This window comes from Janthinobacterium kochi (genome assembly GCF_051380715.1).
Taxonomy (GTDB): Bacteria; Pseudomonadota; Gammaproteobacteria; order Burkholderiales; family Burkholderiaceae_D; genus Janthinobacterium.
In genome coordinates this window covers 171412-198354 of sequence record NZ_JBNYXO010000010.1, presented here as the reverse complement: position 1 = coordinate 198354, position 26943 = coordinate 171412, and the positions used below count along the sequence as shown (strand labels likewise).

The window sequence follows — 26943 nt, the reverse complement described above, 5'->3', positions numbered from 1 at the left end:
AATTATGACATTTTGATGACCTTTTGCAGTCCCGGACCTTGTTCCCTGTCAATGCTGCTGGAAGCCGCGAATCAGTGCCTGCCGCCCGCCCCGTGCGTGCCGCGCGCCGCCTCGCGATATCGGTCAGCAACGGAACATGAAAAGGGAATGTCGCCATGCAGCGAAGCAAGTCGGTCACGAAACACGCATCCTCCTCCGCCATGGCGGGCAATCGGACCGGTCGCCCGGTGCGCTTGAAACCGCTGGCGCTGGCCATCGCCATGCTGCTGCAGGCGGGTGGTGCGCAGGCCCAGCAGCCGTTCAGCGGCGCCTGGTTCGCCGGCAAGGGCGCGCAGCAGGGCACGGCTGCCGCCACGGGACGCTTGCCGAATGGCCAGGCCATCCTCGGGATGGACAATAAGCAGGCGCAGCAGCAAAAAGCCAATGTACAGCTGCAAAGTTCGCTGAACAACCTGCAACTGGCCGCGCGCGCCATCGCCGTGCAGCAGGCGGCCCAGCAGGCGGCACGCCAGGCGGCCATTGCCGCCGGCTCGAAGGTGCCGGAAGGCCTGGCCGAAGGCGGCTTGAAAGTCGACAGCAACAGCCTGACGGCCGGCTGGTTCAATGCGAATGGCCCCACGCAGGCGCAGGCCGACGGCAAGACCGTGGTGACCGTCAAGCAGACGGCCGACAAGGCGATCCTGAACTGGGAAACATTCAATATCGGCCAGAACACCACCCTGCAATTTGACCAGTTGGCGAACTGGTCCGTACTCAACCGCGTCAACGATCCGCTGACCCGCCCCAGCCAGGTGCGCGGCCAGATCAAGGCTGACGGCACGGTGATGCTGGTCAACCGCAACGGCATCGTGTTCTCCGGCAGCAGCCAGGTCGACACGCGCAGCCTGGTGGCCGCCGCCGTGGGCATGAGCGACAGTCAATTCAAGAAGGGCATCTACAGCGAAACCTTGGGCTCGGGCTTCAAGCCCACGCTGGCCAACGACCTGGTGCTCAACGGCAGCGTGGCCACGCACGCCAGCGCCACGGCCGACGTGGTGGTGCAGGCGGGCGCACAGATCAGCACGCGCAAGCCGCAGACGGTGACGGAAGGCGGCGGTTACGTGCTGCTGGCCGGGCGCGAAGTGCATAACGGCGGCAGCCTGTCGGCGCCGAACGGCCAAGTCACGCTGGCCGCAGGCGACAGCTTCGTCATCCGCAAGGGATTGGGCACGGACGCCAACCAGACCTCGAGCACGCGTGGCAACGAGGTCGACGTCAAGTTCAACGCGCAGAGCGGCGCCGGCAAGGTGACGAATGCCGGCCTGGTGCAGGCGCTCACCGGCGACGTCACCCTGACGGGCCGCGACGTGAAGCAGGCCGGCGTGTTGCTCAGCAGCACCAGCGTGACGACACGCGGCACCGTGCACCTGAAGGCCGATGGCAGCGAAGGCCTGGTGACCCTGGCCCCGGACAGCCTCACCACGGTGCTGCTCGACGACAGCGGCGCCACCGCGCTGGACGTGCAGCGCGACGCGCTCATCAAGGATTCGGCGCTGCCCAGCGACGGCGCCTACAACCGCCGCGACCTGTCGCTGATCCAGATTGCCTCCGGCGGCGATATCGCCTTCGATACCGGTTCGCTGACGCTGGCCACCGGCGGCCAGGTCAATGCGCTGGCCACGCGCCGCACGCAAGTGGCGCGCGGCGCCAGCATCGACGTCTCCGGCGCCGTCGGCGTCAACGTGGCGATGGCATCGAACAATGTGCTGATCAATGCCCAAGGCAACGAGCAGCGCGACGCGCCCGGCAATCGCGACAGCAAGGCCCTCAACAGCACCGATCTGTGGGTCGACCGGCGCGACCTGGTGCGGGTGGCGGCCGGCACGAATGGCTATCCGACCGACCGCTGGTACACGGGCGGCGGTTTGCTCGAAGTGAGCGGCTATCTCAACACCAGCGGCCATGGCATCGGCGAATGGGTGGCGCAGGGCGGCACGGTAGCCTTCCAGGGCGGCGAACTGGTGACCCAGGCCGGATCCCGGCTCAACGTGTCCGGCGGCACTTTTGACGTCCAGACGGGCATGATTCGCCAGAGCTGGCTCAGCGGCAAGGATGGCCAGCTCTACAGGCTGTCGACGGCACCCGGCGACATGCTGTATACCGGCGTCTACCAAGGCTACGCCGCGCACCACCAGCGCTGGGGCGCAGAAGTGACGGAAAATTTCGCCAATCCCCTGATCGGTGCCCAGCAACGGCTGGAAAACGGCTATACCGTGGGCCGTGACGCGGGCCGCGTGCTGGTGGGAACCACATCCGCCGTGCTCGAAGGCGCGATCGAATCGAGCGTGTTCCAGGGCGAGCGCCAGCAGGACGCGCGCGACGCCACCCTCGACAGCTACCGCCAGTCGCAACTGGCCGCCGCCCGCAACGGCCAGCTGGTGCTGGGCCAGTTGGCGCCCGTGTACGACGCCGCCAGCGCGCAGCTGCGCGACAATCCCGCGGCGCTGCTGCAGGCCATCCATATCGGCACCGGCGGCGCCAGCGCAGGCGCCGGCAATCTCCTGCGCGAAGACGCGCTGCCCGAGAACCTGGTCGGCAAGACCTACCTGGACGCCGGCTGGCTCAACGCGCAACACCTGGGCGGCATCAAGGCCTACGCCGGCAACGCCATCGAGGTCGACGCCGCAGTGCAGGTCACGCCTGGCGGCGACATTGCGCTGCATGCGCCCCAGGTCAAGGTCAACGCCGGGCTGACGGCGCGCGGCGGCAGCATTGCGCTGGGCGACATCGTCAGCAAGCTGTCCACCGGCACCAGCGGCTGGCTCGATACAACGATCACCACGCCAGCGGCCGGAGCCAAGGCGGGCATCGATGTGGCGGCCGGCGTGACGCTCGACACGCGCGGCCTGTGGAGCCAGCTCAAGCTGGATCCGGGCAACACGTCCGGACTGCCGTATGTCAACGGCGGCGCGGTGGCGCTGGTCAGCAGCGGTAGCGTCAAGCTGGCGGCCGGCAGCGCGATCGACACGTCCTCGGGCGCAGCCGTGCTGGCCGATGGCAAACTGAAAGGCGGGCGCGGCGGCGACATCAGCTTGCGCGCGAATCAGAACGATCTCAACGGCGTGAAGTCGGAGACGCTGGTGCTCGATGGCGAACTGCGTGGCTACGGCGTCAACGGCGGCGGCACGCTGACCATCGACAGCGGTACCGGCGTGGCGCTGGGCGGCGGCGTGCTGGCCGGCAATGGCGTGTTGCCTGCAGGCCAGTCCGTGCCCGTGCACCTGACCCTGGCAGAAGCTTTCACCATCCAGGCCGGCACCGTGCTCGATACCGACTTCAGCTATGTGAGCAGCCAGGTCCATCCCGGCCAGCCGCTGCTGGATTTGCCGGACTTTAGCGCGGCGCGCCCCTACACCCTGCCGGCCGCCTGGGTGGTGCCGCCCGCCTCGATTAGCTATGAATTCATCTTCGTCACCGACAGCAAAGGCATCATCTACAGCAGCGGCATGACCGTGCCGTCCGGCGTCACGCTCACGGGCGTGCGCGGCAAGCTCGGTTCAGGCTACCTGGTGCCGGCCGACGCCTTCCCGCACGGCATGCCGGTGCCCGCTTTTAACGCCAGGGTCGCCGCCGGTACCGCGTTCGCGTTTGATGTGACCTTGCAGGCGGGCGATCGCTTGCTGGCCGGCAACCGCGCGCCGAAGGACTTGGCGGTCAAGCCGCTGCTGGTGCTGGACAATGACCTGTTCCAGCGCGGCTTTGCGCACTACAACATCAACGGCCAGCAAGGTGTGCAGGTGGCGCAGGGCGCCACCATCGATGTCAGCATGCCCTTGCTGCGCGCCGACCTGGCGCTGGCGGGCCAATTGCCTACCGGCGTCGATCCAGCCGCCGTCCTGCAACCGTGGCTGGCGCCGCTGTGGCAGGAGAATGCCGTGAAAGGCGTGCTCAAGCAACGGGCCGGCGCCGATATCGCGCTGTCGGCCGGCACCCGCAACGCCAAGGCGCCGCTGGTGGTGGGCCAGGGCGCCACGCTGCGCGTGGACGACGGCAAGAGCATCAGCCTGACCGGCAACGGCCAGATCACCGTGGAAGGCACGCTGAGCGCGGCCGGCGGCCGCATTTCCGTGTTGCCGGGCATGCTCGTCACCGGTGGCGAGATCAACCGTCCAGACGGCAGCGCCAATACCCAGTCGATCTGGATCGGTGAGCGCGCGGTGCTCGACGTGGCCGGACGCGCCGCCACCGCCACCGACGCCCAGGGCGGCGTGTATGGCCATGTGGGCGCTGGCGGCAGCATCGAGATCGGTGCAAAGCACAATCTCGACGCCACCCAGGTCGAGGCGGCCGATGCCTTCGTCATCGTGCGCCCCGGCGCGCGCCTGGAAGCGTCCGGCGCCGCCGCCGTGCTCGACCTGCCCGGCCAGGGCAGCGTGCAGGTGGCCGGTGACGGCGGCGCCATCGCGCTCAGTTCCTACCGCGGCTTGCTGCTCGACGGCAGCCTGCATGCGGCAGCCGGTGGCGCCGGCGCGGCCGGCGGCACGCTGGCGCTCAACCTCGAAGCGCCGAACTACGGCATCGTCGGCAAGCTCGACTTGAAGGGCCTGGGCGTGGAAGACGCGGTGCGCGTGCCACGCGAGCTGCTGCTGTCGCGCCTGCAGGGAGAGAGTGGCCTGGCCACCGACCTGCAGGTGGGCGATAATGATCCGGCGCTGCGCTACGGCGTGGCCCGGCTGGGTGCGGACCGTGTGACCGCCGGCGGCTTCGACCACCTGGCCTTGCTGTCGAACGGTTTGATCAGTTTTGATGGCAACCTCGACCTGTCGCTGGGGCAGAGCCTGCGCCTGACCGCCAGCGCATTGGCCCTGGCCGAGCATGCTGATGCCGCCACCACCGCGCAAGTCAAACTGGCGGCGCCCTACATCCGTCTGGCCGGCACCAGCCGCACCCAGAGCGACGACCACCTGATGCCGAACCCGGTGCGCGGCTCCGGCAATGGCGGCGTCGGCGCCGGCAAGCTGGGCGTGCCCAACGTGGACGACCACGCCAGTCTGACGCTGCATGCCGCACTGATCGACCTCGCCAACGCCGTCAATGTCGGCAGCAATGGCGTGATCGCGCAAAACGTGGCCGACGACCTGGTGGTCAAGCGCGACGCCTTCGGCGAACTGGCGCTGCGCTCGAGCGGCGACATCCGCATGCGCACGGCGGCCGCGCTGTACACGCCCGGCAATCTGACCCTGGCGGGCGCGCAAATCTATCCGGTGAGCGGCGCCATCGGCAAGGTGGAGGTGGGCAAACGCAACGTGATCAACGAATTCGGGCAACTGGCGACCGAATTCGATCCGGCCCGCAAGCTGACCATCGAGCGCAGCGGCGATCCTGCTGCGCCTTTGCCAGCCCTGCCCTACTCGGTGTTCGGCTCGCTGGAGCTGGGGGCCGCCACGGTGAACCAGGGTGGCGTGCTGCGCGCGCCGCTGGGCAAAATCACGCTGGGCCAGAATACGTTTGGCGCGGTGACGGGCCAGACCAATCTGCTGCCTGGCAGCGTGACGTCGGTCAGCGCCAACGGCCTGGTGATGCCGTACGGCGGCTCGCTCGATGGCCTGAGCTACATGATGGACGGCGTCGATGTCGCGTACAAGGGCGTGGGCAATGACCCGGCCGTCGTGCTCACCGGCGAGCACGTCGATGTGCGCGCTGGCGCCGTGCTCGACCTGTCAGGCGGCGGCACCCTGACCGGCGCGGCCTTCCTGGCCGGTCGCGGCGGCTCGACCGACGCCCGCCTCAATCCGCTGGTACAGACGTCCGGCAAAGGCGGCTTCGTGCTGCCCGGCCTGGCCACCAATCCCGTCTACGCCATCGTGCCGGGCGCGCAGGCGGGCTATGCGCCCATCGTGGCCGAAAATGGCGCCGGCGATCCGGCGCTGGGGCGCCAGATCAGCATCGGCGCCGGCGTGCCCGGCCTGGCTGCCGGCACGTATACCTTGCTGCCATCGAGTTTTGCGCTGTTGCCCGGCGCGTTCCGGGTGGAGCTGAACGGTCTGGCCGCCGGCGGTTTGCCCATAGGCTCGGCCACGGCCATGCGCAACGGCTCGTTTACCGCCGCCGTGCAGCTGGGCACCAGCCATACCGACCGGCGCACGGCGCTGCCATCGCAGGCGGTACTGACGCCGGCCGACGTGCTGCGCAGCTATTCGCAATACAATGAAACGAGCTACAGCGCCTTCGCGCTGGCGCAGGCGGTGCGCGACGGCGTGCCGCGGCCGTTGCTCGAGCGCGACGCCAAGGCGCTGCACATCGAACTGGTGCTGCCCAAGGCCGGCACCGAGGACGCGCTGCGGTTTGCCGGCACGGCCAACTACACGCCAGGCAAGGATGGTTTCGGCGGCAGCGCGCTGCTGCTGGGCGGCTCCGGCAAGAACTACGAAATCATCGGCGCCGCCGCCGCGCCCACCGTCGGCTTCGAGGGTATTGCCGTGCGGGTCGACGCCCTGAACGCCATCGGCGCCCCGCGCCTGGGCATCGGCGGCTTGCCCACCGTCAACTACAGCAGCAGCAACGGCAACCAGCAAGCCAATATCGCCCAGTTCCAGGGCGGCGTCGACAACATCGTGGTGCGCGACGGTGCCGTGCTCAAGGCTGGCGAAGTGTTCCTGGTGACCAATAGTAAGGTTGGCGGCATCGTCATCGAGCAGGGTGGCGGCATCAATACCCTGGGCCGTGGCGCCGCGGCCTGGGATTCGGGCAACGGCTACGTGTATGCGCCGGGGACGTCCAGCGTGCTGGCCGTGTCGAATGGCCGGCTGGACATGCTGGCGCCCGGCGTGAGCACCGATCCGCGATCCGGACCGGGCCGCATCGACATCGGCGCCTGCGCGGCGGGCGTGGTGTGCAGCGGTAGCACGCCGCTGTATTCGGAAGGCAGCATCGCCGCCGCCACCGACCAGAGCTTCAACCTGCGCGACGCCACCACCTACGGCACCCGCAACCTGGTGCTGGCCGTGGGCGGCATCAATGTGGGCAGCACAGCGTCGCTGGCCGCCATGGCCGCGCGCGACGCGCTGCCGGCCGGACTGACCCTGAACCAGGGCATCCTTGACCGCCTGCTGCGCGGCGACGCCAGCGCGGGTGCGCCGGCGCTGGAAAGCCTGGTGCTGACGGCGCGCGACGCCATCCATTTCTACGACAACGTGGAACTGTCCACCATCGATGCGGCCAGCGGCAAGTCGTCGCTGGAGCGGCTGGTGATCGGCACTCCGGCGATCTACGGCGCCGGGGGCAGCGACGCCGTGGCGCGCATCAAGACCGATGTGCTGGTGTGGAACGGCGCCACGACCGCGCCCGGCCTGGTCGCCGCCGGCGGTGCCGGCAGCGGCAGCGGGCGCCTGCAGGTCGACGCCCGCCAGGTCGAGTTCGGCTACGGCCCGAACAGCCGGCCCGACACCGTCCACAGCATGGACCGATTGATCCTCGGCTTTGCCGATGTCGCCATCAACGCCAGCGAGCGCATCACGGCCAACCACACGGGATCGTTGTCGGTGTACCAGTCGCAAAGCGGTTGGGATACGGCCAGCAAGGGCTATCTGCGCAGCGGCGGCAACCTGGCGCTGAACACGGCGCTGCTCACCGGCACCGCCGGCTCCGTCAACAAGATCAAGGCAGGCGGCGACATGCATGTCGCCAAACCGTCCGGGGCAGCCGCAACGGCCCCGGGCGCGGCCACCTTGGCCGGCGCACTGGGCGCCGAAGTGGCGCTGGACGGGCGCAGCGTGGTGCTTGACACGGCAGTGCTGCTGCCAAGCGGCAAGCTCAGCGTGTCCGCCGAGCAAGACGTGGTGCTGGGCGACGGTGCCCAGCTCGACCTGGCCGGCCGCAAGATCGATTTCAACGGCGTGGCCAAGTACAGCTGGGGCGGCGACGTGGTGCTCGACAGCCGCCACGGCGACGTGCGCCAGGCGGCCGCTTCCAGCATCGATTTCTCGGCCGTCAACAACCGCGCCGGCAAGCTCACCGCCAGCGCGCTGGACGCGAAGGCGGGCAGCGTGGCGCTGCTGGGCAGCATCGCCGGCGGCAGTAGCGGCCATTACGACGCAGGCGGCACCGACGTGCCGTTCGCGGCGGGCGGCTTCGATGTGCGTGGCCAGCATATCGCCGATTTCAAAGGCTTGAACCAGCGCCTGACCAAGGGCGGCGTGTTCGGCAGCCGCAGCTTCCAGCTCAAGCAGGGTGACCTGGTGCTGGACAATGAATTGAAGGCGCGCGAAATCACGGTCTCGGTAGACGGCGGCCATCTGGCCGTCAACGGCACTGTCGACGCCAGCGGCGAGCAGGTGGGCAGCATCCGCCTGGCCGCGCGCGACGGCGTCAGCGTGGCTGGCAGCGCGCTGCTCGACGCCCACGGCAGCGTGCTGCGGGTCGACAGCTATGGCCAGGTGATCGAGGCGCCCAACCGCGCCGTGATCGACATCGATGCCGGCAGCGGCCGCCTGGTGCTCGATAGCGGCGCGCGCATGGACTTGCGTGCCGGTACGGCTGGCAAGGCCGACCGCATCGCCTCGCTGGGCACGCTGGAGCTGAGTGCGCAGCGCCTCGGTGGCGCCACCGGCAACGACGTCTCCATCGATGCGGCCGGTGCGCTGGCCATCGACGGCGCCCGTGCCATCACGGTCAACGGCTTCTGGTCGTACACGGACGCCCGCCCGGGCACGGAAACGACGGCCGACGGCCGCCCTTACCAGGTCATCGACCAGGCCTACCTGGACCGCAAGCATGACGATAGCGTGGCGTTCATGACGGGCGCCCTGGCCAACGACGGGCTGATGAATGGCCGCCTGTCCGGCTTGCGCAATGACAAGGACGCCTTCCACCTGCGTCCCGGCGTGGCCATTCTCAGCGCCACGCCGGATGGCGACCTGCACGTCGATGGCGACATCGACCTGTCGGGCCACCGCTACGCCAGCGTCAATCCGCACACGCAGAAGACCGGCGTGGCCGGCTCGGGCGAAGCGGGCGCGCTGGTGCTGCGCGCCGGCGGCAACCTGAACGTCTTCGGCAGCATCAATGACGGCTTCGATGGCAAGGCCTTGCCGGTCACGCCGGACGAGAAGGGCTGGATGCTGGCCAAGGGCCGGGTGCCGTTCGGCGCCGACGTCATCGTGCCGCATGGCGAGCTCGTCACGCTGGCCGACGACACCTTTTTCCAGTCCGGCCGCACCTTGAACTACGACCTGCCGATGAAAGCCATGCGCTTGCGGGCCGGCACGGCGCTGCCGTCGCAAGCCACCCTGATGGCCGAGGTGGAATTGCCGGCCGGCACGGTGCTGGGCGGCGCCGTGCGCAATGCCGCTGGCGATGTCGTGTATGCGGCCGGCACCGTGCTGGCGAAGGCGGTCACGCTGGGCAGCGGCACGCGGCTCGACGCCGGCACCCGCTTGCCTGTGGGCATGTCCGTGGCGGCCATGACCTGGCCCGGCGGCGTGCCGTTGCCGTACCCGGTGGGCGCCGTCAAGGATACGCCGAGCCCCGACTACGATGGCGACGGCTTCCCTGATACGCCCGCCAATGGCGTGGCGCTGGCCGGCGAACTGCAGCTGCGCAAGGGCGCGCTGGTGCCGAGCGAAACCTGGGTGCGGCTGCCTGGCGGCGCCGACTCGGTGGCATTGCGTGCGGCCGATGCCGACGGCAACCAGGGCCGCAACTGGGCGCTGGCGCCGATGCTGGCCAGCGGTTCGCAGTCGTGGTCGATGCGCCTGGTGGCCGGTGCCGATCTGCAGGCGGCCGATACCCGCGCGCTGCGCCCCATGGGCGACAACCGCAGTCTGCTGCTGACCGACCACCACTACGGCGCGGTTCTGGCGCCTAGCTTGCCGACAGTGGCGGCGCCGCCGATCGAGGGCGTGGCGGGCAATTTCTACTGGATGGGCGACTCGGAACTGTATGCCGGCTATCCCGCCGGCACGCTGATCAATCTCGCCGACTTTGCCAGCGTGGAGGACCTGCTGGCGTACAACCAGTGGGGCGTGGGTGACCTGGTGACCTGGCTGCCTGAAGGCGGCAGCTTCCCGATGGTATCCATGCCGGCGCGGCAACAGCTGTTCAGCGTGCTGCGCACCGGCACGGGCGACCTCGACCTGCTGGCCGGCGGCAACTTCAGCCAGAGTTCGCCGTACGGCGTGTATACGGCCGGTACCCAGGCGGCCAATGTGGCGGCGGCTTACCGGCTGCCGCGCGCGGCGGATCGCAAGGGTTCCATCCTCGGCCCCGATGGCGACGCCTTCAAGCCCTATGTGGACGGTGGCGCGCAAAGCCTGTACCAGGCCTGGTATCCCGAGCATGGCGGCAATGTGCTGGTGCGCGCGCAGGGCGACGTCACCGGCGACCTCGTGGGGGCCGGCTACGGCACCGAGCGTCGCCCCGACGACCTGGGCTATTTGCGTCCGCAGCAGGACAGCAGCGCCGTCGGCACCTGGCTGTGGCGCCAGGGCACCGGCAGCGCGGTCGCCCAGGGCGATGGCGTGCCCACCGCCTGGTGGATCAACTTTGGCAGTTACGTCGCCGGCGGTCTCGGCACGAACTACCTGTACGAGACCCAGCCCGTGATGACCGGCTTCACCGGCATCGCTACCCTGGGTGGCGGCAACCTCGTGCTCGAGGCGGGCAGGGCCGCCGGCATGCTGTCGCCGCGTACTGACCAGAGCGGTAAATTCGTCATGCGCAGCCAGGGCCTGAACCTGGCGGTGGCCAGCACCGGCCGGGTATCGGCCGACGGTTCCGTGCTGACCCTCACCGGCGGTGGCGATCTCGACGTGCGCATTGGCGGCGGCCTCAATCCGGTGGCCGAAATGCGCTCGTTTGCCGACACGACCGGCGAGATCACGCCGGATACCCGTTTTGCCGGCAACCGTGGCGACCTCAATAGCACCTTCGTCAACCTGCGCGGCGCCTTGCGCATGGCGGCGGGATCGGTGGGCGGCATCGAGCTGCGCTTCGACAAGGGCGATACCCAGGAGTCGCGCGCCTATCAGGTCTACACCGCCACCTCGTCCATCGCGGGCGGCGGGCCGGTGGTGGTGCCGGGCGACTCCGGCGTGCGCATCGATGCGCGCGGCGACCTGGTGCTGGGCGGCGTGGGCGATGCCGGCCGCGTCACCCAGATCAACAACGGCACGCCGTTCACCGCGCAGGGCGTGGCGCAAGACGGCGAGGGCTACAGCTGGTTCTCGCTGTGGACGCCGTCGACCGCTATCGACCTGTTCAGCGCAGGCGGCAATCTGACGCCGTCCACGGCCTGGAGCGACGACCGCGCCAGCGGCAACCAGGCTTCCAGCGGCGGGCGTTTCGTGATGCCGTCGCAATTGCGCGCGGTGGCCGCCAGCGGCAACCTGTATATGGGCAACTCGGCCCAGGGTGCGGAGGATGCCGGCACCAATGCGCTGGCGCGGCCGGCCACCGGCATGCTGCTGGCGCCGTCGCCGGTCGATGCGCATTTCACGCGCCGCACGCCGGGGCAGCTGGAACTGCTGGCTGCCGATTCGATCTACGCGGGTGGCTATTCGGTGACGGCGTCGGGCGCCGACCCGAGCGCGCTGCCGAGCCCGTTCAATCCGGGCTTCGCGGGCGTTTCCGGCACTACCGCCTATGGCGACATGTACACGCATAACGTCAACCAGGAGGCACAGGCGCCCAGCCTGCTGTTCGCCTCGCGCGAAGGGGGCGCGTCACCGCAGCGCTATCCGCTGTTCACGCTGACGCCGCCCACCGCCTCGGGTTACGCGGTGCAGGACCAGTTGCCGGCGCGCTATTACGCGCTGGCGGGCGACATCATCGGGCTGCGCACCGGTTCCATCATCACGCGCGGCGGCGGCAACGCGGCCAGCCACAGCACCTGGTACGAGGGCGCCGGTCCGGTCGATATCCGTGCAGGACGCGACATCGTCAACTCCGGCACGGCGCTGGGGCTGGTCGAAGCCACGCCACAGGGACTGCTGGGCTGGACTTCGGAGATAGCGTACGCCAATCCTTCGCTGCCGCTGCGGCCGACGGAAATCCTGGTTGGTTCGGCGCGCGGCAATCTGGCGCTGCACAACAATCCGGACGAGGTGTCGGTCGTGCATGCCGGCCGCGACATCCGCTATGGCACCTTCTATGTGGCCGGTCCCGGCACGCTGGAAGTGACGGCCGGGCGCGATATTGACATGGCCGACAAGGCGGAGCTGAAAAGCATCGGGCCGGTAGCCAACGTCACGCCGGGCGACCGCAGCAGCGGCGCCGGCATCGTGGTCGCTGCCGGGGTGGGGGCGCATGGCCCCGATTACGCCGCCTTCGCGGCGCGCTACCTCGATCCGGCCAACTTGAGCGAGCCGGGCAAGTCCCTGGCCGAGCAGCCGGGCAAGGCGGTCGCCGTCTACAGCGGCCGGCTGGGCATGAGCGACTGGTTGCGCACGGAGTTTGGCTACAGCGGCGACGAAGCGGGCGCGCCGGCCTTCCTGGCCGCGCGCCAGGCCGAACTCGAGCAGGTGCGCCAGGGCGGCGCCAGCGGTGCCGCCAAGCGCGACCTGCAGCGCGAGTACGGCCTGTCGAGCCAGTTGCACCTGGTCAACTGGCTGGAAACCCGCTATGGCGCCGGCCAGCGCAATGGCCTCGGACTGCGCTTTGACGCGGCCAGCATGGACGCACGCAAGTTTTTCACGGCTTTGCCGGCCGAGCAGCAGCGGGTCTTCCTGCGCAACGTCTATTTCGCCGAACTCAAGGCGGGCGGGCGCGAGTACACGGCGGCGGGCGGCGTGCGCGAAGGCAGCTACCTGCGCGGCCGCGAAGCCATCGCCACGCTGTTCCCGAGCAAGGATGCGCAGGGCAAACCCGTGACCTATGCGGGCGATCTGACCATGTTCAGTGGTGCCACCTACTATGCGGACGGCGCCGAGAGTACCAGTACCAAGCGGCCGCGCAAGGGCGTCAATTATCTGACGCGCGAACAATATGCGCTGTTGGGCGACACCCACGCCCCGGTATTCGACCTGGCCGATGCCGGCATCCACACCGACTTCGGCGGCAACATCGACATCCTGACACCGGGCGGGCGCACCTTGGTGGGCGTCGACGGCGGCTTTGTGCCGGGCGAAGGCTCGGGCGTGCTGACGCAGGGCGCCGGTGAAATTCAGATCTACGCAAGGGACAGCATCCTGCTGGGCCAGAGCCGCATCTTCACCACCTTCGGCGGCAATATCCTGGCCTGGTCGGCGCAGGGCGACATCAATGCCGGCCGCGGCTCCAAGTCCACCGTGGTGTTTACACCACAGCGCCGGGCCTACGACGACATCGGCATGGTCAGCCTGTCGCCGACCACGCCGAACACGGGCGCCGGCATCGCCACCCTGAACCCGATCCCGGAGGTGCCGCCCGGCGATATCGACCTGATCGCCCCGCTGGGCACCATCGACGCGGGCGAGGCGGGCATCCGCGTCTCGGGCAACGTCAACCTGGCCGCGCTGCAGGTGGTGAATGCGGAAAACATCCAGGTGCAGGGCAAGTCCACGGGCATGCCGGTCATCGCCGCGGTGAACGTGGGCGCGCTCAGCAATGCCAGCGCGGCCGCTACGCAAGCCGTCACTGCGGCGCAGGACGTGCTGCAGCGTGAACGGGCTGCCACGCGCCAGGCGCTGCCATCGCTGTTCACGGTGAAAGTACTGGGCTTTGGCAACGAGCAGGCGGACGAGGGCGGTGTCGGCAAGCACAAGGGTGGCGAGCCGCAGGCGTCGAACTACCAGCCGGCCGGCGTGGTGCAGGTGCTGGGCGCGGGGCCCTTGACGGCGCCGCAGCTGCAGGCGCTCACGCCGAACGAGCGGCGCGGCCTGCAACCGTGAGTTTTATGAACATTTGATGACATTCGACAGTCGCCGCGCGCGGCGGCAGTCTAGGCATCAGTAGACAAGCTTCGGTGGACCACATCCGCAGTACAAAACGCCGGCCCAGCGCCGCAACACAGGGCAACCGTTTGATTTTAAGGTGAATGGAAGATGCGTGAGATGAAAAAACAGGGCAAGGGGGCAGCACCAGCGGCACCCGCGACCGCCTTGACGATGCTGTGCCTGGCCATGCTGGCGTTGCCCGGCATGAGCTGCGCTCAGGAAACAGTTGTCGCCGCGCCGGCCGTGCCGGAACGGCAAGTGACGATCGAGGAATACCTGGTGCGCGGCAATACCGTGCTCGATGCGCGTGCCATCGAAGAGGCGGTCACGCCCTTCCTGGGGCCGGGCCGCAGCCTGAAGGACGTGGAAGGGGCGCGCGACGCCTTGGTCGCCGCCTACCAGGCGCGCGGCTACCAGTCCGTCTACGTGGACTTGCCCGAGCAGCAGGTGGAGCAGGGCGTGGTGGTGCTGCAAGTGAGCGAAACCAAGGTGGGCCGCTTGCGTGTGGTCGGTGCGCAATACAACTCGCCGCTCGACGTGCGCCAGCAAGTGCCGGCACTGACGGAAGGCAAGGTGCCCGACTTTACACAGGCGCAAGTGGAGCTGACGGCCCTGAACCGCGGCCCCAAGCGCCAGGTGATGCCGCTGGTCAAGCAAGGCAGCTTGCCCGGCACCATGGACGTGGACTTGAAAGTGGAAGACAGCAGCCCGTGGCGCGCCAGCGTGGGCTTGAACAACGATTACAGCGCCGATACCAAGAAGCTGCGCAGCAGCGTCTCGCTGGGCCACGACAACCTGTGGCAGCTCGGGCATAGCGCCACCCTCAGCTTTTTCGGCACACCGGGCGACCTGAACCAGACCAAGGTGTGGTCCGCCTCGTACGTGGCGCCCATCGGCACGCAGGGCTGGAGCGTGGAAGCGACCGGCTACCAGTCGAACAGCAACGTGGCCAGCACGGGCGGTACCAGCGTGCTGGGCAAGGGCCACGCGCTGGGCATGAAAGTCAACTACACGGTGCCCAACAGCGGCATCTGGTGGCACAGCTTTTCTGCCGGCATCGATTTCAAGGATAACCAGGAAGCGCTGAAACTGAATGGCGCCGGCTCGAGCATTCCATTGAAGTATGTGCCGCTCAGCGTGGCCTACAACGGCTATGCGCAGACGGACGCGGCGACGTATGGCCTGGGCCTGTCGCTGGTGGCCGGCACGCGCGCCTCGTTCGGCTACGGCAGCGACAGCGCCGCCTACGACAACAAGCGCTACAAGGCTACACCCAGCTTCCTCGTACTCAAGGGTGATGCCAACGCCACCTACACCTTGGGCAGTGGCGCGCAGCTGTACGGCAAGCTGGCGGGCCAGCTGGCCGATGCGGCGCTGGTGTCGGGCGAGCAGATGGCCGCCGGTGGCGCCAATTCCGTGCGCGGCTATCTGTCAGCCGAAGCGACGGGCGACTACGGCATCTCCGGCAGCGTCGAATGGCGCACGCCACAGCTGACGTATTTCAGCCGCCTGGAAAACTGGCGTTTGTTTGCCTTTGCCGATGGCGCGCGCCTGCGCTTGCGCGATCCGCTGCCGGAACAGAAAGACTTGTTCGGCCTGGCGTCCGTGGGCGTGGGCAGCAGCTTCCAGTTCCTGCGCTACCTGAATGGCCGCATCGATTTTGCTTACCCGCTGCGCGATGGCCCGCGCACGCACAAACACGTGCGCCGCATCAATTTCAACCTGTCGGCCAGCTACTGACGGGCCAGCTCACCAGCACTGTACTTTTTTAGACTTTTCTTCGGAGAATCACTGTCATGCAACGTTTTCTTTTTCTGCTCACGATCCTGGGCACGCTCGTTCCCGGCCTGGCGCATGCCTGGTGGCAGCCCGACTGGGCTTACCGCAAACCCGTTACCGTCGATGCCGGCCCGAAGGCCGGTGCCGTGGGCGGCGATCCCGGCCGCATTCCCGTGCTGCTGCGCTTGCATTCGGGCAATTTCAACTTTGAAGGCGTCAGCGACAACGGCGCCGACCTGCGTTTCGTGGCAGGCGACGATAAAACGGTGCTGAACCACCAGATCGAGCAATTCAACCCGCTGCTGGGTATCGCCCTGATCTGGGTCGACGTGCCGGCCCTGAGCGCCGGAACACCGCAAAAATTGTGGATGTACTATGGCAATCCGAAGGCGCCCGCTTCCGGCAATGGCCAGCGCACTTTCGACCCCGACTACAGCCTGGTGTACCACTTCACCGAGCCGGGCGTACCCTCGCGCGACAGCACTGCCTACGGCAACCATGCCCAGACAGCCGTGCCGGCGCTCGACGGTTCCGTCATCGGCGCCGGCGCCCGCCTGGGTACGGCACCGCTGATGCTGCCTGCTTCGCCTTCGCTGGCGCTGGCCGCCGGTGCGCCATTTACCTTCTCGGCCTGGGTCCGTCCGGACAGCCTGGGCGCGCGACAAGTACTGTATGCACGCCGCGACGGCAGCAGTGAATTGCTGATCGGTATCGACCAGGGCGTGCCGTTCGTGCAGGTGAATGGCCAGCGCAGCAAGCCCGGCCAACCGATCCAGGCCGCGCAATGGTCGCACCTGGCCGTGAAAGCCGATAAAGCCAATGTGGCTTTGTATGTTGGCGGCCGTCCGGCCGTGTCGCTGGCCACCACCCTGCCGGCGTTCAGCACGGCGGCCTCGATAGGCGCCGATGCGTCGCCGGCCGCCTCCGGCGCCGAGACCCTGGCCAACTTCACCGGGGCCATCGACGAGCTGCGCCTGTCGCGCACGGCCCGTCCCGATGCGCTGCTGCTGGCCGACGCCGTCTCGCAAGGTTCCGAATCGCGCCTGGCCGTGTTTGGCGCCGATGAACAGCAGGCCGGTAAAAGCCATTTCGGCTTCATCATCGCCGCCATGCCGCTTGACGCCTGGATCGTCGTGGGCTTGCTGGGCCTGATGATGGTCTTGTCGTGGATCATCATGATCGGCAAGGGCCGCAGCTATGGCGCCATTGCGCGCGCCAACGCGCAATTCATGCAATCGTTCCACGAAGCGGCCGGCGCGCCGCTGGACCACCTGGCGCGCAACGGCAAGCTGAGCACTTCCGTGAAGACGGATTCCTCGCTGTGGCGTTTGTATGACGTGGCCATCGACGAGATGCGCCGCCGCCACGACCGCGGCTACGACTTGAACGCCGTTTCGAACGCCACCATCGGCGCCATCCGCGCCGCCATGGATGGCGTGATGGTGCGCGAAAGCGAACGCATGTCGAAACGCATGATCTGGCTCTCGACCACCATCGAAGGTGCGCCGTATGTGGGCCTGTTCGGCACCGTGATCGGCATCATGCTGGTGTTCGTCGTGGCCGCCATGGCCGGCGCCGTGGACATCAACTCGGTGGCACCGGGCATGGCTGCTGCGCTGCTGTGTACGGCTGCAGGCCTGGGCGTGGCGATTCCCGCCCTGTTCGGCTACAACTGGCTGTCCTCGCGTTCGGACGCCATCGTCGCCGATATGGCTGTTTTCGTCGATGAATTTGCCACGCGCCTGGCTGAAGAGCAGGGCGACGGACGCCAGATGCGTTCCGTGCTGCAACAGGCGTGAGGGGCGCATAACCATGGCCACCTCCGCCAAGTTTACCCCCCGCAAGCGTAGCGGCGGCATCAACATTACGCCCTTCGTCGACGTGCTGCTGGTGGTGCTGGTGATCTTCATTTTGACCAGCAACGCCAGCATTCCCGGCATCAAGGTCGACCTGCCCAAGGCCAGCTCGGCCATGGCGCTGGAAAAACCGAAGACCAAGGCCATCACCATCGACAACGCTGGCCAGGTCTTCCTCGATGCCTATCCCGTCACCTTGCCCGAGCTGGAAGAGCGCTTGCGCACGGAAAAGGCCTTGACGCCCGACTTTCCCGTGATCGTGCGCGGCGATGCCGCCGTGCAGTACGCGAAAGTGGTCGAAGTGCTCGACTTGCTGCGCCGCATCGACCTGAACCAGGTGGGCCTGGTGACCGGCAAGCCGGCATGAGGAGCGCAAGGTGAAGCGTGACGACATGATGAAGAAGGCCACCTCGGAACCGTCGGGTGCGGCGCAGTGGTGGCGCCGCTGGGGCGGCGTGGCCGGCGGCACGCTGCTGGCTGGTGCGCTGGCCGCACTGGTCTGGTATTTGCTGTCCGACACGGCGGCCACCAAGCGCGAAGTGGCGGCCCCGACGATGCTGATGCTGCCACCGACGCCACCGCCGCCGCCGGAACCGGAAAAACTGCCGGAACCGACACCCGACAAGGTGGTGCCGGAAGTGTCGGAACCGGAACCGACGCCGGCCGACAAGCCCATGGATGACGCGCCGGAAAGTCCGTCGCCGGACAAGGGCGACCCCGTCACCATCGATGGCGCGGCGCAGGCGGGCAGCGACGCCTTCGGCATCCAGGCCGGGCGCGGCGGCGGCATGAGCGGTAGCGGCGGTGGCGGCGGCCTCGGCGCTGGATCGTATGGCCGCTATGTGGCCAATGCCTTGCAAATGGCGTTCGCTCGCGACCCGCGCACGCGCCAGCTGGCGTTTAGCGACATCCGCGTCGACCTGTGGCTCGATACCGAAGGCAAGACGACGAAAGTGCAACTGGTGCAAGGTACGGGCAATGCGCAGACGGATGAGCAGGTGCTGGCCATGGTGCGCGATTTCCGCGCCGATGAGCGGCCGCCGGCATCGTTGCGCTTCCCGGCCCGCGTATCCATCAAGGGCCGCCGGCCATAGCGTCCTTAATTCATATTAATTTTTACCGAAAGAAGCGATGAACCTCATATTTTCTTCCCCACAGCGCCTGCGCCGCCTTCCGCTGGCGCTGGCTGCCTTGGCCCTGAGCATGGCGGCTGGCGCCGTGCAAGCCCAGGCGCAAGCACCGGCCGACAGCACCATGGTCAAACTGATCCGCGGCCTGATCCAGAGCGGCGCCCTGAACAAGGATGCCGGCGAAGCCTTGCTGGCGCAGGCGCAGAGCGAAGCGCTAGCGCAAGCACAGCAGCGCCCTGCCGCCGCACCGGCCGCCCTGGCGCAGGTGCAGCCGGGCGACGTGCGTGTGCCGTATATTTCGCAAACCGTGCGCGAGCAGATTCGCGACGAGATCAAGGGCCAAGTGCTGGCCGAGGCAAAAGCGGGTGGCTGGGCCGCACCGAATGAAACGCCAGCCTGGACCAAGCGCATCCGCCTGGAAGGCGATGTGCGCGCGCGCTACGAATCGCGCTATTACGACATGGCTAACAGCAATATCGAGATCGACTGGCGTTCGCTTAACAGCGGCAGCGGCTACGACGTCAATTCGAACACCAACCTGGCCCTGCCGGCGCTGCTCAACACGCGTGAAGATCGCAAGCACTTGCTGCGCGCGCGTGCCCGCCTGGGCATCCTGGCCGACATTTCCGACAGCACGCAAGCGGGCATTCGCCTGGCCAGCGGCAATGATGACAGCCCGGTTTCCACCACGCAAACCCTCGGTGGTGGCCTGGGCAAGAAAAACATCTGGCTGGACCAGGCCTGGCTGTCGTATCAGCCCGCTTCCTGGCTGAAACTGACGGCGGGCCGCTTCGACAATCCGTTCGTCTCCGGCGATGAACTGTTTTCCAGCGAACTCAATTTCGACGGCATCGCCGCCAAGGTGCAGCAGCCTGTCGGCGACAGCAAGGACGTCACCGTGTTCGGCACGCTGGGCCTGATCCCGCTCGAGTATTCGTCCGACAATGCGCCTAGCCGCAGCCAGGCAAAAATGTCCAGCGAAAACAAATGGCTGCTGGGCGCGCAAGTGGGCGCCTCGTGGAAGATCAATAGCGAGCATCAATTGCGCGGCGCCCTGGCCTACTACAACTTCCGCAACATCAGCGGAGAATATTCGCAGCCGTGCGCGCTGTATGCGGGCGCCGATGGCTGCAATACGGACTGGTCGCGTCCATCGAGCATGCAAAAGGGCAATAGCTTGATGTTGCTGCGCAATATCGCGCTCAATCCGCTCGACCCGGCAAATACGCCGCAGCCGCAATTCGTGGGCCTGGCCTCGAAATTCCGCCTGGCCAACCTGAATGCGCGTTGGGATAGCAAGGTGGCCGGCGGCACGGACTTGCGCATCGAGGGCGACTATGTGCGCAACATGGCCTACGACAAGAACGAAATGTGGGCGCGCGCCAAGGGCGGCATCATGAACAACTTCGGTGGCACGGGCGGCGTCTCGCAAGCCGATTTCAGGAGCGGCGGCAATGCCTACATGCTGCAGGCGACCCTGGGCAAGGCCAGCCCGGCGGCGCGCGGCGACTGGAACGTGCTGCTCGGCTACAAGCGCATCGAACCGGATGCCTTGCCTGACGCCTACAACGATTCCACCTTCCACCTGGGCGGCACGAATGCGCGCGGCTACTACCTGGGCGGTGCGTATGCGCTCGACAAGAATACCTGGTTGAACGGTCGCTGGACGTCGAGCCGCGAAGTGTTCGGTTCGGCGCTGTCGATCGACACCCTGCAAATCGAATTGAACGCGCGTTTTTAAGGAGCCATGATGTTGATATCCAACAAAATGCGCGTGCCTCTACTGCTGCTGAGTTTGCTGGCTGCCAGCACTGCGCAGGCGCAAAAGGGGCAAAGCATGGAAGAGCGCCTGCGGGCCGAGTTGCGCAATGTCACGGCGCAATTGCAGCAGACGCGCGGCGAGCTGGACCTGCTCAAGGCCAAGGGCGGGCCTGCCGCCAAGGCCGCGCCCGCTGCTGCCGCTGCGCCCGCCAGCGATGGCTTGAAAAAGGAGCTGGCACGTAGCCAGTCGCAGCTGGCGCAGGAGCGCGCGCAACGGGAAAAACTGGGCGAGCAGCAACAGCGCAGCGCTACCGCCGCGCAAGAATCGGCCGCCCACCTGGCGCAATTGCGCCAGGCCAGCGAGCAACTGGCTGCCACGGGCAAGCAGATCGAAGCGGAGCGTGCGCGCCTCGACGGAGAAGTGAGGTCGCAGCGCGGTGCCCTGGCGCGCTGCGAAAGCAAGAATGCCCAGCTGTATGCGGCCGGGCAGGAAATCCTGCAAGCGTATGAATCGCTCGACGTGCTGGGTGTGATGCAGGCGCGCCAGCCGTTCGCCGCGCAAAGCCGCGTCAAGCTCGAGCAAATCGCCCAGCAGTATGGCGACCAGTTGTACCAGGGCCGCTTTGATGCGCGTCAAACAAGTGAAACGCCGGCCGCTCCCGCGCCGGCACCCCAATAATATTATTTGCTGAAATGGAATGACGATGGAACACACCAACAACTTGCTGACCACCCTGAATGCGGAGCAAACGGCCGAGGCCATCAAGGCGGCCGGCTGCGCCGTGACGAGCATCGAACACGATGGCGTGGTGCGCCTGCACAGCGCCAGCCATGGCATCGGCTTTCAAGTGCTGTGGGGCAATGAAGCATCGCCTGGCCAGTACGCGGACCTGACCCTGAGCTGCCCGCTGCGCGTGCAGGGCGGCGACTTGCCGGCCGGCTTGCTGGCCGAATGGCACCGCAGCAAGCGTTTTGCCCGCGTGGCCCAGCATGGCGATTTTGTCGTGCTGGAAATGGATGTACTGGTCGCCGGCGGCGTCAGCCGCGAATACCTGAATATCAATCTGCAATTGTGGACGCAGATGATGGGCCAGTTCTTCTTGTTTTTGCGCAACTTTACGCCGGCCGATACGAGCACTGCGCCGGTAGTCGAGGCTGCCAGCGTGGCAGAAGAAGAAACTGTGCCGGCCTGATAAGCCATCCACTGGCGGTGAAAAGGGCCGATGCAGGGCCCTTTTTGCCGTCTGCGGGTCCCAAGTGTCGTATTAAATACTTATTTTTTAGGCATCGCGCATTAAAACTGTTCAAAGAGCGTGTGTGAATCAAGCCAGCAACGCCTGTATGGCGGATAATATTGCCTGTTGCCGATTTGGATACGACCTTTACACAAAAATGCGCCCCATGGATTTTACCCGCGACGAAACCAGTGAAACCCCAGTTGCCCCGGCCAGCGCGCCGGGAGCGCCTTTGCCGTATGCCGTCGCCACCTGGCTGCAGCGGGTGGAGGCTGCCGCCCATCCGAAGGCCGTGCTGAGCATTGCCGAACCAGACCCCAAACTCAACCAGCATCGATTGATCTACGTGCTGGCGCCCACCAGCGGTGGCCGCCACGTGGCCCTGTGCCTGTACAAGGCGCGGCTGCGGCCGAATGGCGACGTGGCGGCAGCTTCCCCCATCAGCGAAATCTTTTCGCTGCTGTCGGCGCCGCCCACCTTTTTGACGCCGGCCGACGAAGACCTCGTGCGTTTCTTCGTGGCCATGCGCAGCGGGCAGAATTCGCAGACGGGCAGCGCCACGGAGCCGAAGGGCAAGGTGGGCGCGGCCCTGCTGAAAATGCTGGCCGAGCAGGATAAATTGTTGTGGGCCAATTCCTGGGCCGATGTGGGCAATGGCCTCGTGTACCCGTTGAAGGAAGGTCCCGTGCGTCCCGCGCGCCTGTTCTGGCGCGACGAAGGCAAGACCATGCGCCTGGGCTGGCAAGTGGACCCGCCGGAAGGCGCGAAGCACCATGGCGCCGACCAGATCGACTACATGCTGCCCACCGATCCGCCGTGGTACATCGACAACCTGTCGTGCGGCGTGCTGGAACTGAACCAGGGCGGCTCCGACATTTCCCTCGCCGATTTACAAGCGCTGGTGGCGCAGGCGCCGCCGTTGAATGCGAACGACAAGGTACGCGTGTCGCAACTGCTGCTGGCACAAGGCTTGCAGCATTTGATGCCGCTGCCGCAACCGTTGCCGCAGCGCTTGCGCAAGGATGTGCCGGCGCAACCGGTCTTGCTGCTCGACAGCGCCATGCTGGCCGATGGCAGTAACCAGCGCTGGAGCGATTTCGCCGTGCTGTCCTACGACTACGATGGCGAGCGCGTCGCGTTCGACCCGTCGCAGCGCGTGGTGCGGCAAGTGGGCGAGGTGACGGAAATTATCCAGAGAAATACGCTCGATGAAGCGCGCGCGCTGGCCACCCTGGCCGAGCTGCAATTCAAGAAGCCGGGCTCCGCCCCCTTGAGCGGCTTGAAGGGCGCCTTGCTGCTGCCGTCCCAGGCGGAATGGCTGCGTTTTGCCGAGTCCGGCATCGACGCCTTGCTGGAGCAGGGCTGGATCGTGGAAAAGACGGCCAAGTACCGCTACGACGTGAGCGAGGTGGGCGACTGGTATGCGGAGATCGACGACCAGGACCCGGACAGCGGCAACGCCTGGTTCGAGCTGGAACTGGGCATCGTCGTCAACCATGAGCGCGTGCCGCTGCTGCCCGTGCTGGTGCAGCTGATCCGCAACGCGCCCAACGATTTCAACCCGAAAGTCATCGAAGCGCATGCGGACGATGACCAGATGCTGGCAACCTTGCCGGACGGCACGCGCGTGGCCCTGCCGTGGGGCCGCGTGCGCCCCATCTTGAACACGCTGGGGGAACTGTATTTCAGCGACAAGATCAAACATGCGGTGCGCATGTCGACCCTGGACGCGGCACGCCTGGAAGAACTGGCGCGCGGCCTGGAACTGCGCTGGACGGGCGGCGAGCAATTGCGCGCCATGGGCCGCAAGCTGAGCCAGTTCGGTGCCGTGCAAAAAGTGGCGGCACCAGCCGGGCTGCAAGCGACGCTGCGCGATTACCAGGCCGATGGCCTGGCGTGGATGCAATTCCTGCGCGACCATGACCTGGCCGGTATTTTGGCCGATGACATGGGGCTCGGCAAGACGGTGCAAACCCTGGCGCATATCCTGGTGGAAAAGGAAGCGGGACGCCTCACGCATCCGGCCCTGGTGATTGCGCCGACGAGTTTGATGGGCAACTGGCAGGACGAGGCGGCAAAATTTGCGCCCAGCCTGAAAGTGCTGCTGCTGCAAGGCAAGGATCGCGCCCAGCAATTCGACCAGATCGACCAATGCGACCTGGTGCTGACCACCTACGCCCTGTTGCCGCGCGACGAGGAAATCCTGCGCGAGCACGATTTCCACCTGGTCATCCTGGACGAATCGCACTACATCAAGAATACGCGCAGCAAGGCGGCGCAAAGCGCGGGCCTGTTGCGCGCGCGTCACCGCCTGTGCTTGTCCGGTACGCCGCTGGAAAACCACCTGGGTGAATTGTGGTCACAATTCCACTTCCTGCTGCCGGGCTTGCTGGGCGACGAGAAGACGTTTAACACGCAGTTCCGCCATCCGATCGAGCGCCAGGACGATCCGCTGCGCCGCATGCTCCTGAACCGCCGCATCAAGCCCTTCCTGCTGCGCCGCACGAAGGATAATGTGGCCAAAGAGCTCCCGCCGAAGACGGAAATGGTGCGCAAGGTGGAATTGACGGGACCGCAGCGCGACCTGTATGAAACCGTGCGTCTGGCGATGGATCAAAAAGTACGCGAAGAAATCGACAAGAAGGGCGTGGCGCGCAGCCAGATCGTCATCCTCGAAGCGCTGCTGAAACTGCGCCAGGTCTGCTGCGACCCGCGCCTGGTGAAATCCTTGCCGGCGAAGAAGCAGTCGGCCGGTTCGGCCAAGCTGCTTGATTTGATGCAGATGGTGGAAGACTTGCTCGACGAAGGGCGCAAGATTCTCGTCTTCTCGCAGTTTACCAGCATGCTGGAATTGATCGAGGAAGAGCTGGAATCGCGCGATATTCCCTACGCCTTGCTGACGGGCGAAACGAAAGACCGGGGCGCGCAGGTGGCGGCCTTCCAGCAGGGCGCCGTGCCGATATTCCTGATCAGCCTGAAAGCGGGTGGCGTGGGCCTGAACCTGACGGCGGCCGACACGGTGATCCACTACGATCCGTGGTGGAATCCGGCGGCGGAAAACCAGGCCACCGACCGCGCCTGGCGCATCGGCCAGGACAAGCCCGTGTTCGTGTACAAGCTGATCGCGAAGGGCACGCTGGAAGAAAAAATCCAGCTGCTGCAGCAAAAGAAATCGGAGCTGGCGCAATCGATCCTGGCCGAAGGCGAAGCGCAGAAGATGGCGCTCACGCAAGAAGACTTGCAGCAGATTTTTGCCCCGCTGGAAGATTAAGGGCGCCGCACGCTTATACTTGGCGCATTCAATTCTCGCCAGGCATAACGCATGCTGACCTTCCTGCCCTTTCTTCTCCTGCTGCTTGCCGGCGTCATCCTCATGGCGCTGCGCTTCGTCCAGTTGCGCCGCGCCCTGCTGCGCGCGCGGGCGGGCGAAACGCAGTTCCGCCTGCTGGCCGAACACGGCCGCGACGCGGCCTTCCTGCTCGACGCCACTACCCTCGAATTGCTCTACATCAGTCCCGCCGCGCAGCGCCTGACGGGCCATGACCTGGCCGCCTTGCGCGAGCACGCGGCGCGCCTGGCGCAAGACTTGCCGGCCCGGCTGCAGCGCTGGCGCGATGGCGATGCCAGCCGGTTGACCCTGTTGCGCGAAGTGGAATTGTCGCACGCCGACGGCCATCTGCTGGCGCTGGAAATCAGCTCGACCATCGTGCCCGCCGCTGCGGCGATGGGGCGGGGCGTGACGGTGGTGGGCACGCTGCGCGACGTCAGCGCTGCCCAGGCACAGGAAGCGGAGCGGGAAAAGGAGCAAAAGCGCTTCGCCTCGATGCTGTCGCATGAATTCCGCACGCCGCTGGCGACCATCGACGGCGCCATCCAGCGCCTGGTCTCGACATCGAAAGACGCCGACGAGGCCACGCGCAAGCGCTACGTGAAAATCCAGACGGCCGTCGACCGCCTGCTGGGCATGATAGACGACTATTTGTCGCCCGAACGCATGGCGGCGCTTGGGCGCGAACGGGCTGCCGACGGCATCGCGCCGCTGGCCTTGCTGCAGCAGGCGGCCGCCACCGTACCGGCCAGCCACCGCGTGCAACTGGACCTCGACGAGGACTTGCCGGCCAGGCTGCGCTGCGACGTGCCCGGCATGGCGCTATGCCTGAAAATCCTGCTCGATAACGCCGTCAAGTTCAGCCCGCCGGGCAGCGCCATCAGCGTGTCGGCCAGGCTGGTGCCCGAGGGTGGTGTGGCGCTGTGCGTGCGCGATTCGGGGGCCGGCTTGCGGGAAGAAGAACTGGCGCAGCTGTTCGAGAAAGGAAGCCGTGGAACCTATGCCACGCATCCGGGTGCCGGCCTGGGCCTGTACATGGCGCGCGCCGTCGTCGAGGTGCACGGGGGGAGTTTGCAGGGGCACAATCTGCCCGAAGGCGGGGCGCTTTTCCGGATTTGGCTGCCGCTTCCTGTCTAGGCAAGGAAAAGCCTTGCTTCCGCTGAAGGCAACCGTGATAATTCCTTGACGTAAACCTATTGTGCCGTCCATCATGATGCAGAAGTGAATGGCATGGTTTGCCCACGGTAGCTCACTAACGGAAGAATGGCGTTGCAATGACGAAAATACTGATCGTCGAAGACAATCTGGACTACGCAGAAGACATGGCGGAGTTTCTCGTTGAGCTCGAACACGAAGTGCATATCACCAGCTCCGCTGGCGGGATGTGGACGGCGTTGAGTCATGGCAATGTCGGCGTGGTCGTGCTGGACCTGGGCTTGCCCGATGAGGACGGCTTCAACGTCATCCCCCGCATGCGTCAGCTGTATCCGCAAATCGGCGTACTGGTGCTGACGGGGCGTGTCGCTTTCGACAGCCGCATCCTGGGCTTGCGCCTGGGTGCCGACCATTACCTGACCAAGCCGATCAAATTTCCCGAACTGGCCGCCCACATCGAGGCGCTCGACCGCCGCGTGGGGCCGCAAGATCCCGTGCCTGAGCCGGGCAAGTGGACCTTGAAAGTAAGCGCTCGCCAACTTGAACTGATGGGCGCCGTCATCGCCCTGACGGAAAAGGAATTCAACTTCCTGCACCTGTTGACCATCAATACCCGCCCCGTGCCGCGCGACGTCATCGTGGCCGGCATGGGTGGCGAAGATCCCGATGCGGGCCGCCGCGTCGATATGCTCGTGTACCGCCTGCGCAAGAAAGCCAAGACGGGCCTGGGTCAGGACTTGCCGCTGCGCAGCGCGTATGGCGAGGGCTACAGCCTGTCGGCCAGTTTTAACCTGTCCTGATGACCTTGTT

11 protein-coding genes are annotated in these 26943 nt (G+C 66.6%); all 11 read left to right on the top strand.

Features of this window, described 5'->3' with window-relative positions; all coding sequences use genetic code 11:
* The first annotated feature begins 155 nt into the window (after positions 1-155).
* The gene (locus tag ACQ4WL_RS20720) at positions 156-13844 is read left to right on the top strand and encodes a filamentous hemagglutinin family protein (RefSeq protein WP_436511415.1); all 13689 of its coding nucleotides are present in this window, start codon (positions 156-158) and stop codon (positions 13842-13844) included.
* A 153-nt stretch (positions 13845-13997) separates the two neighbouring features.
* Positions 13998-15629 (top strand): ShlB/FhaC/HecB family hemolysin secretion/activation protein, encoded by a 1632-nt coding sequence (locus ACQ4WL_RS20715; RefSeq protein WP_436511414.1) that lies wholly within the window; start codon positions 13998-14000, stop codon positions 15627-15629.
* A gap of 56 nt (positions 15630-15685) precedes the next feature.
* The gene (locus ACQ4WL_RS20710; RefSeq protein ID WP_436511413.1) at positions 15686-17467 is read left to right on the top strand and encodes a DUF2341 domain-containing protein; all 1782 of its coding nucleotides are present in this window, start codon (positions 15686-15688) and stop codon (positions 17465-17467) included.
* 13 nt (positions 17468-17480) lie between these two features.
* Complete coding sequence (locus ACQ4WL_RS20705; RefSeq protein ID WP_034753784.1) at positions 17481-17891, top strand: ExbD/TolR family protein; 411 nt, start codon at positions 17481-17483, stop codon at positions 17889-17891.
* Between the two features lie 10 nt (positions 17892-17901).
* The gene (locus tag ACQ4WL_RS20700; RefSeq protein ID WP_436511412.1) at positions 17902-18618 is read left to right on the top strand and encodes an energy transducer TonB family protein; all 717 of its coding nucleotides are present in this window, start codon (positions 17902-17904) and stop codon (positions 18616-18618) included.
* Between the two features lie 37 nt (positions 18619-18655).
* On the top strand, positions 18656-20395 hold the full coding sequence (locus ACQ4WL_RS20695; RefSeq protein ID WP_436511411.1) for a putative porin: 1740 nt from the start codon (positions 18656-18658) through the stop codon (positions 20393-20395).
* A 6-nt stretch (positions 20396-20401) separates the two neighbouring features.
* Complete coding sequence (locus ACQ4WL_RS20690; protein ID WP_436511410.1) at positions 20402-21094, top strand: hypothetical protein; 693 nt, start codon at positions 20402-20404, stop codon at positions 21092-21094.
* 25 nt (positions 21095-21119) lie between these two features.
* Positions 21120-21608: a YbjN domain-containing protein gene (locus ACQ4WL_RS20685; RefSeq protein WP_436511409.1), complete on the top strand. Its 489-nt coding sequence runs from the start codon at positions 21120-21122 to the stop codon at positions 21606-21608.
* A gap of 208 nt (positions 21609-21816) precedes the next feature.
* Positions 21817-24921 carry a DEAD/DEAH box helicase gene (locus ACQ4WL_RS20680; RefSeq protein ID WP_436511408.1) on the top strand — a complete coding sequence of 1035 codons (3105 nt, stop codon included), beginning with the start codon at positions 21817-21819 and terminating at the stop codon, positions 24919-24921.
* 51 nt (positions 24922-24972) lie between these two features.
* On the top strand, positions 24973-26115 hold the full coding sequence (locus tag ACQ4WL_RS20675; protein ID WP_436511407.1) for a PAS domain-containing sensor histidine kinase: 1143 nt from the start codon (positions 24973-24975) through the stop codon (positions 26113-26115).
* Between the two features lie 137 nt (positions 26116-26252).
* A complete protein-coding gene (locus tag ACQ4WL_RS20670) occupies positions 26253-26933 on the top strand; it encodes a response regulator transcription factor (protein WP_034753797.1) in 681 nt (226 codons plus the stop codon).
* Positions 26934-26943: the final 10 nt, after the last annotated feature.

Bases quoted from the DNA above. Each gene is read 5' to 3' on its own strand.
- ACQ4WL_RS20695 (WP_436511411.1), top strand. From the start codon at position 18,656: ATGAACCTCATATTTTCTTCCCCACAGCGCCTGCGCCGCCTTCCGCTG.
- ACQ4WL_RS20685 (WP_436511409.1), top strand. From the start codon at position 21,120: ATGGAACACACCAACAACTTGCTGACCACCCTGAATGCGGAGCAAACG.
- ACQ4WL_RS20680 (WP_436511408.1), top strand. From the start codon at position 21,817: ATGGATTTTACCCGCGACGAAACCAGTGAAACCCCAGTTGCCCCGGCC.
- ACQ4WL_RS20690 (WP_436511410.1), top strand. From the start codon at position 20,402: ATGATGTTGATATCCAACAAAATGCGCGTGCCTCTACTGCTGCTGAGT.
- ACQ4WL_RS20675 (WP_436511407.1), top strand. From the start codon at position 24,973: ATGCTGACCTTCCTGCCCTTTCTTCTCCTGCTGCTTGCCGGCGTCATC.
- ACQ4WL_RS20670 (WP_034753797.1), top strand. From the start codon at position 26,253: ATGACGAAAATACTGATCGTCGAAGACAATCTGGACTACGCAGAAGAC.
- ACQ4WL_RS20705 (WP_034753784.1), top strand. From the start codon at position 17,481: ATGGCCACCTCCGCCAAGTTTACCCCCCGCAAGCGTAGCGGCGGCATC.
- ACQ4WL_RS20715 (WP_436511414.1), top strand. From the start codon at position 13,998: ATGCGTGAGATGAAAAAACAGGGCAAGGGGGCAGCACCAGCGGCACCC.
- ACQ4WL_RS20710 (WP_436511413.1), top strand. From the start codon at position 15,686: ATGCAACGTTTTCTTTTTCTGCTCACGATCCTGGGCACGCTCGTTCCC.
- ACQ4WL_RS20720 (WP_436511415.1), top strand. From the start codon at position 156: ATGCAGCGAAGCAAGTCGGTCACGAAACACGCATCCTCCTCCGCCATG.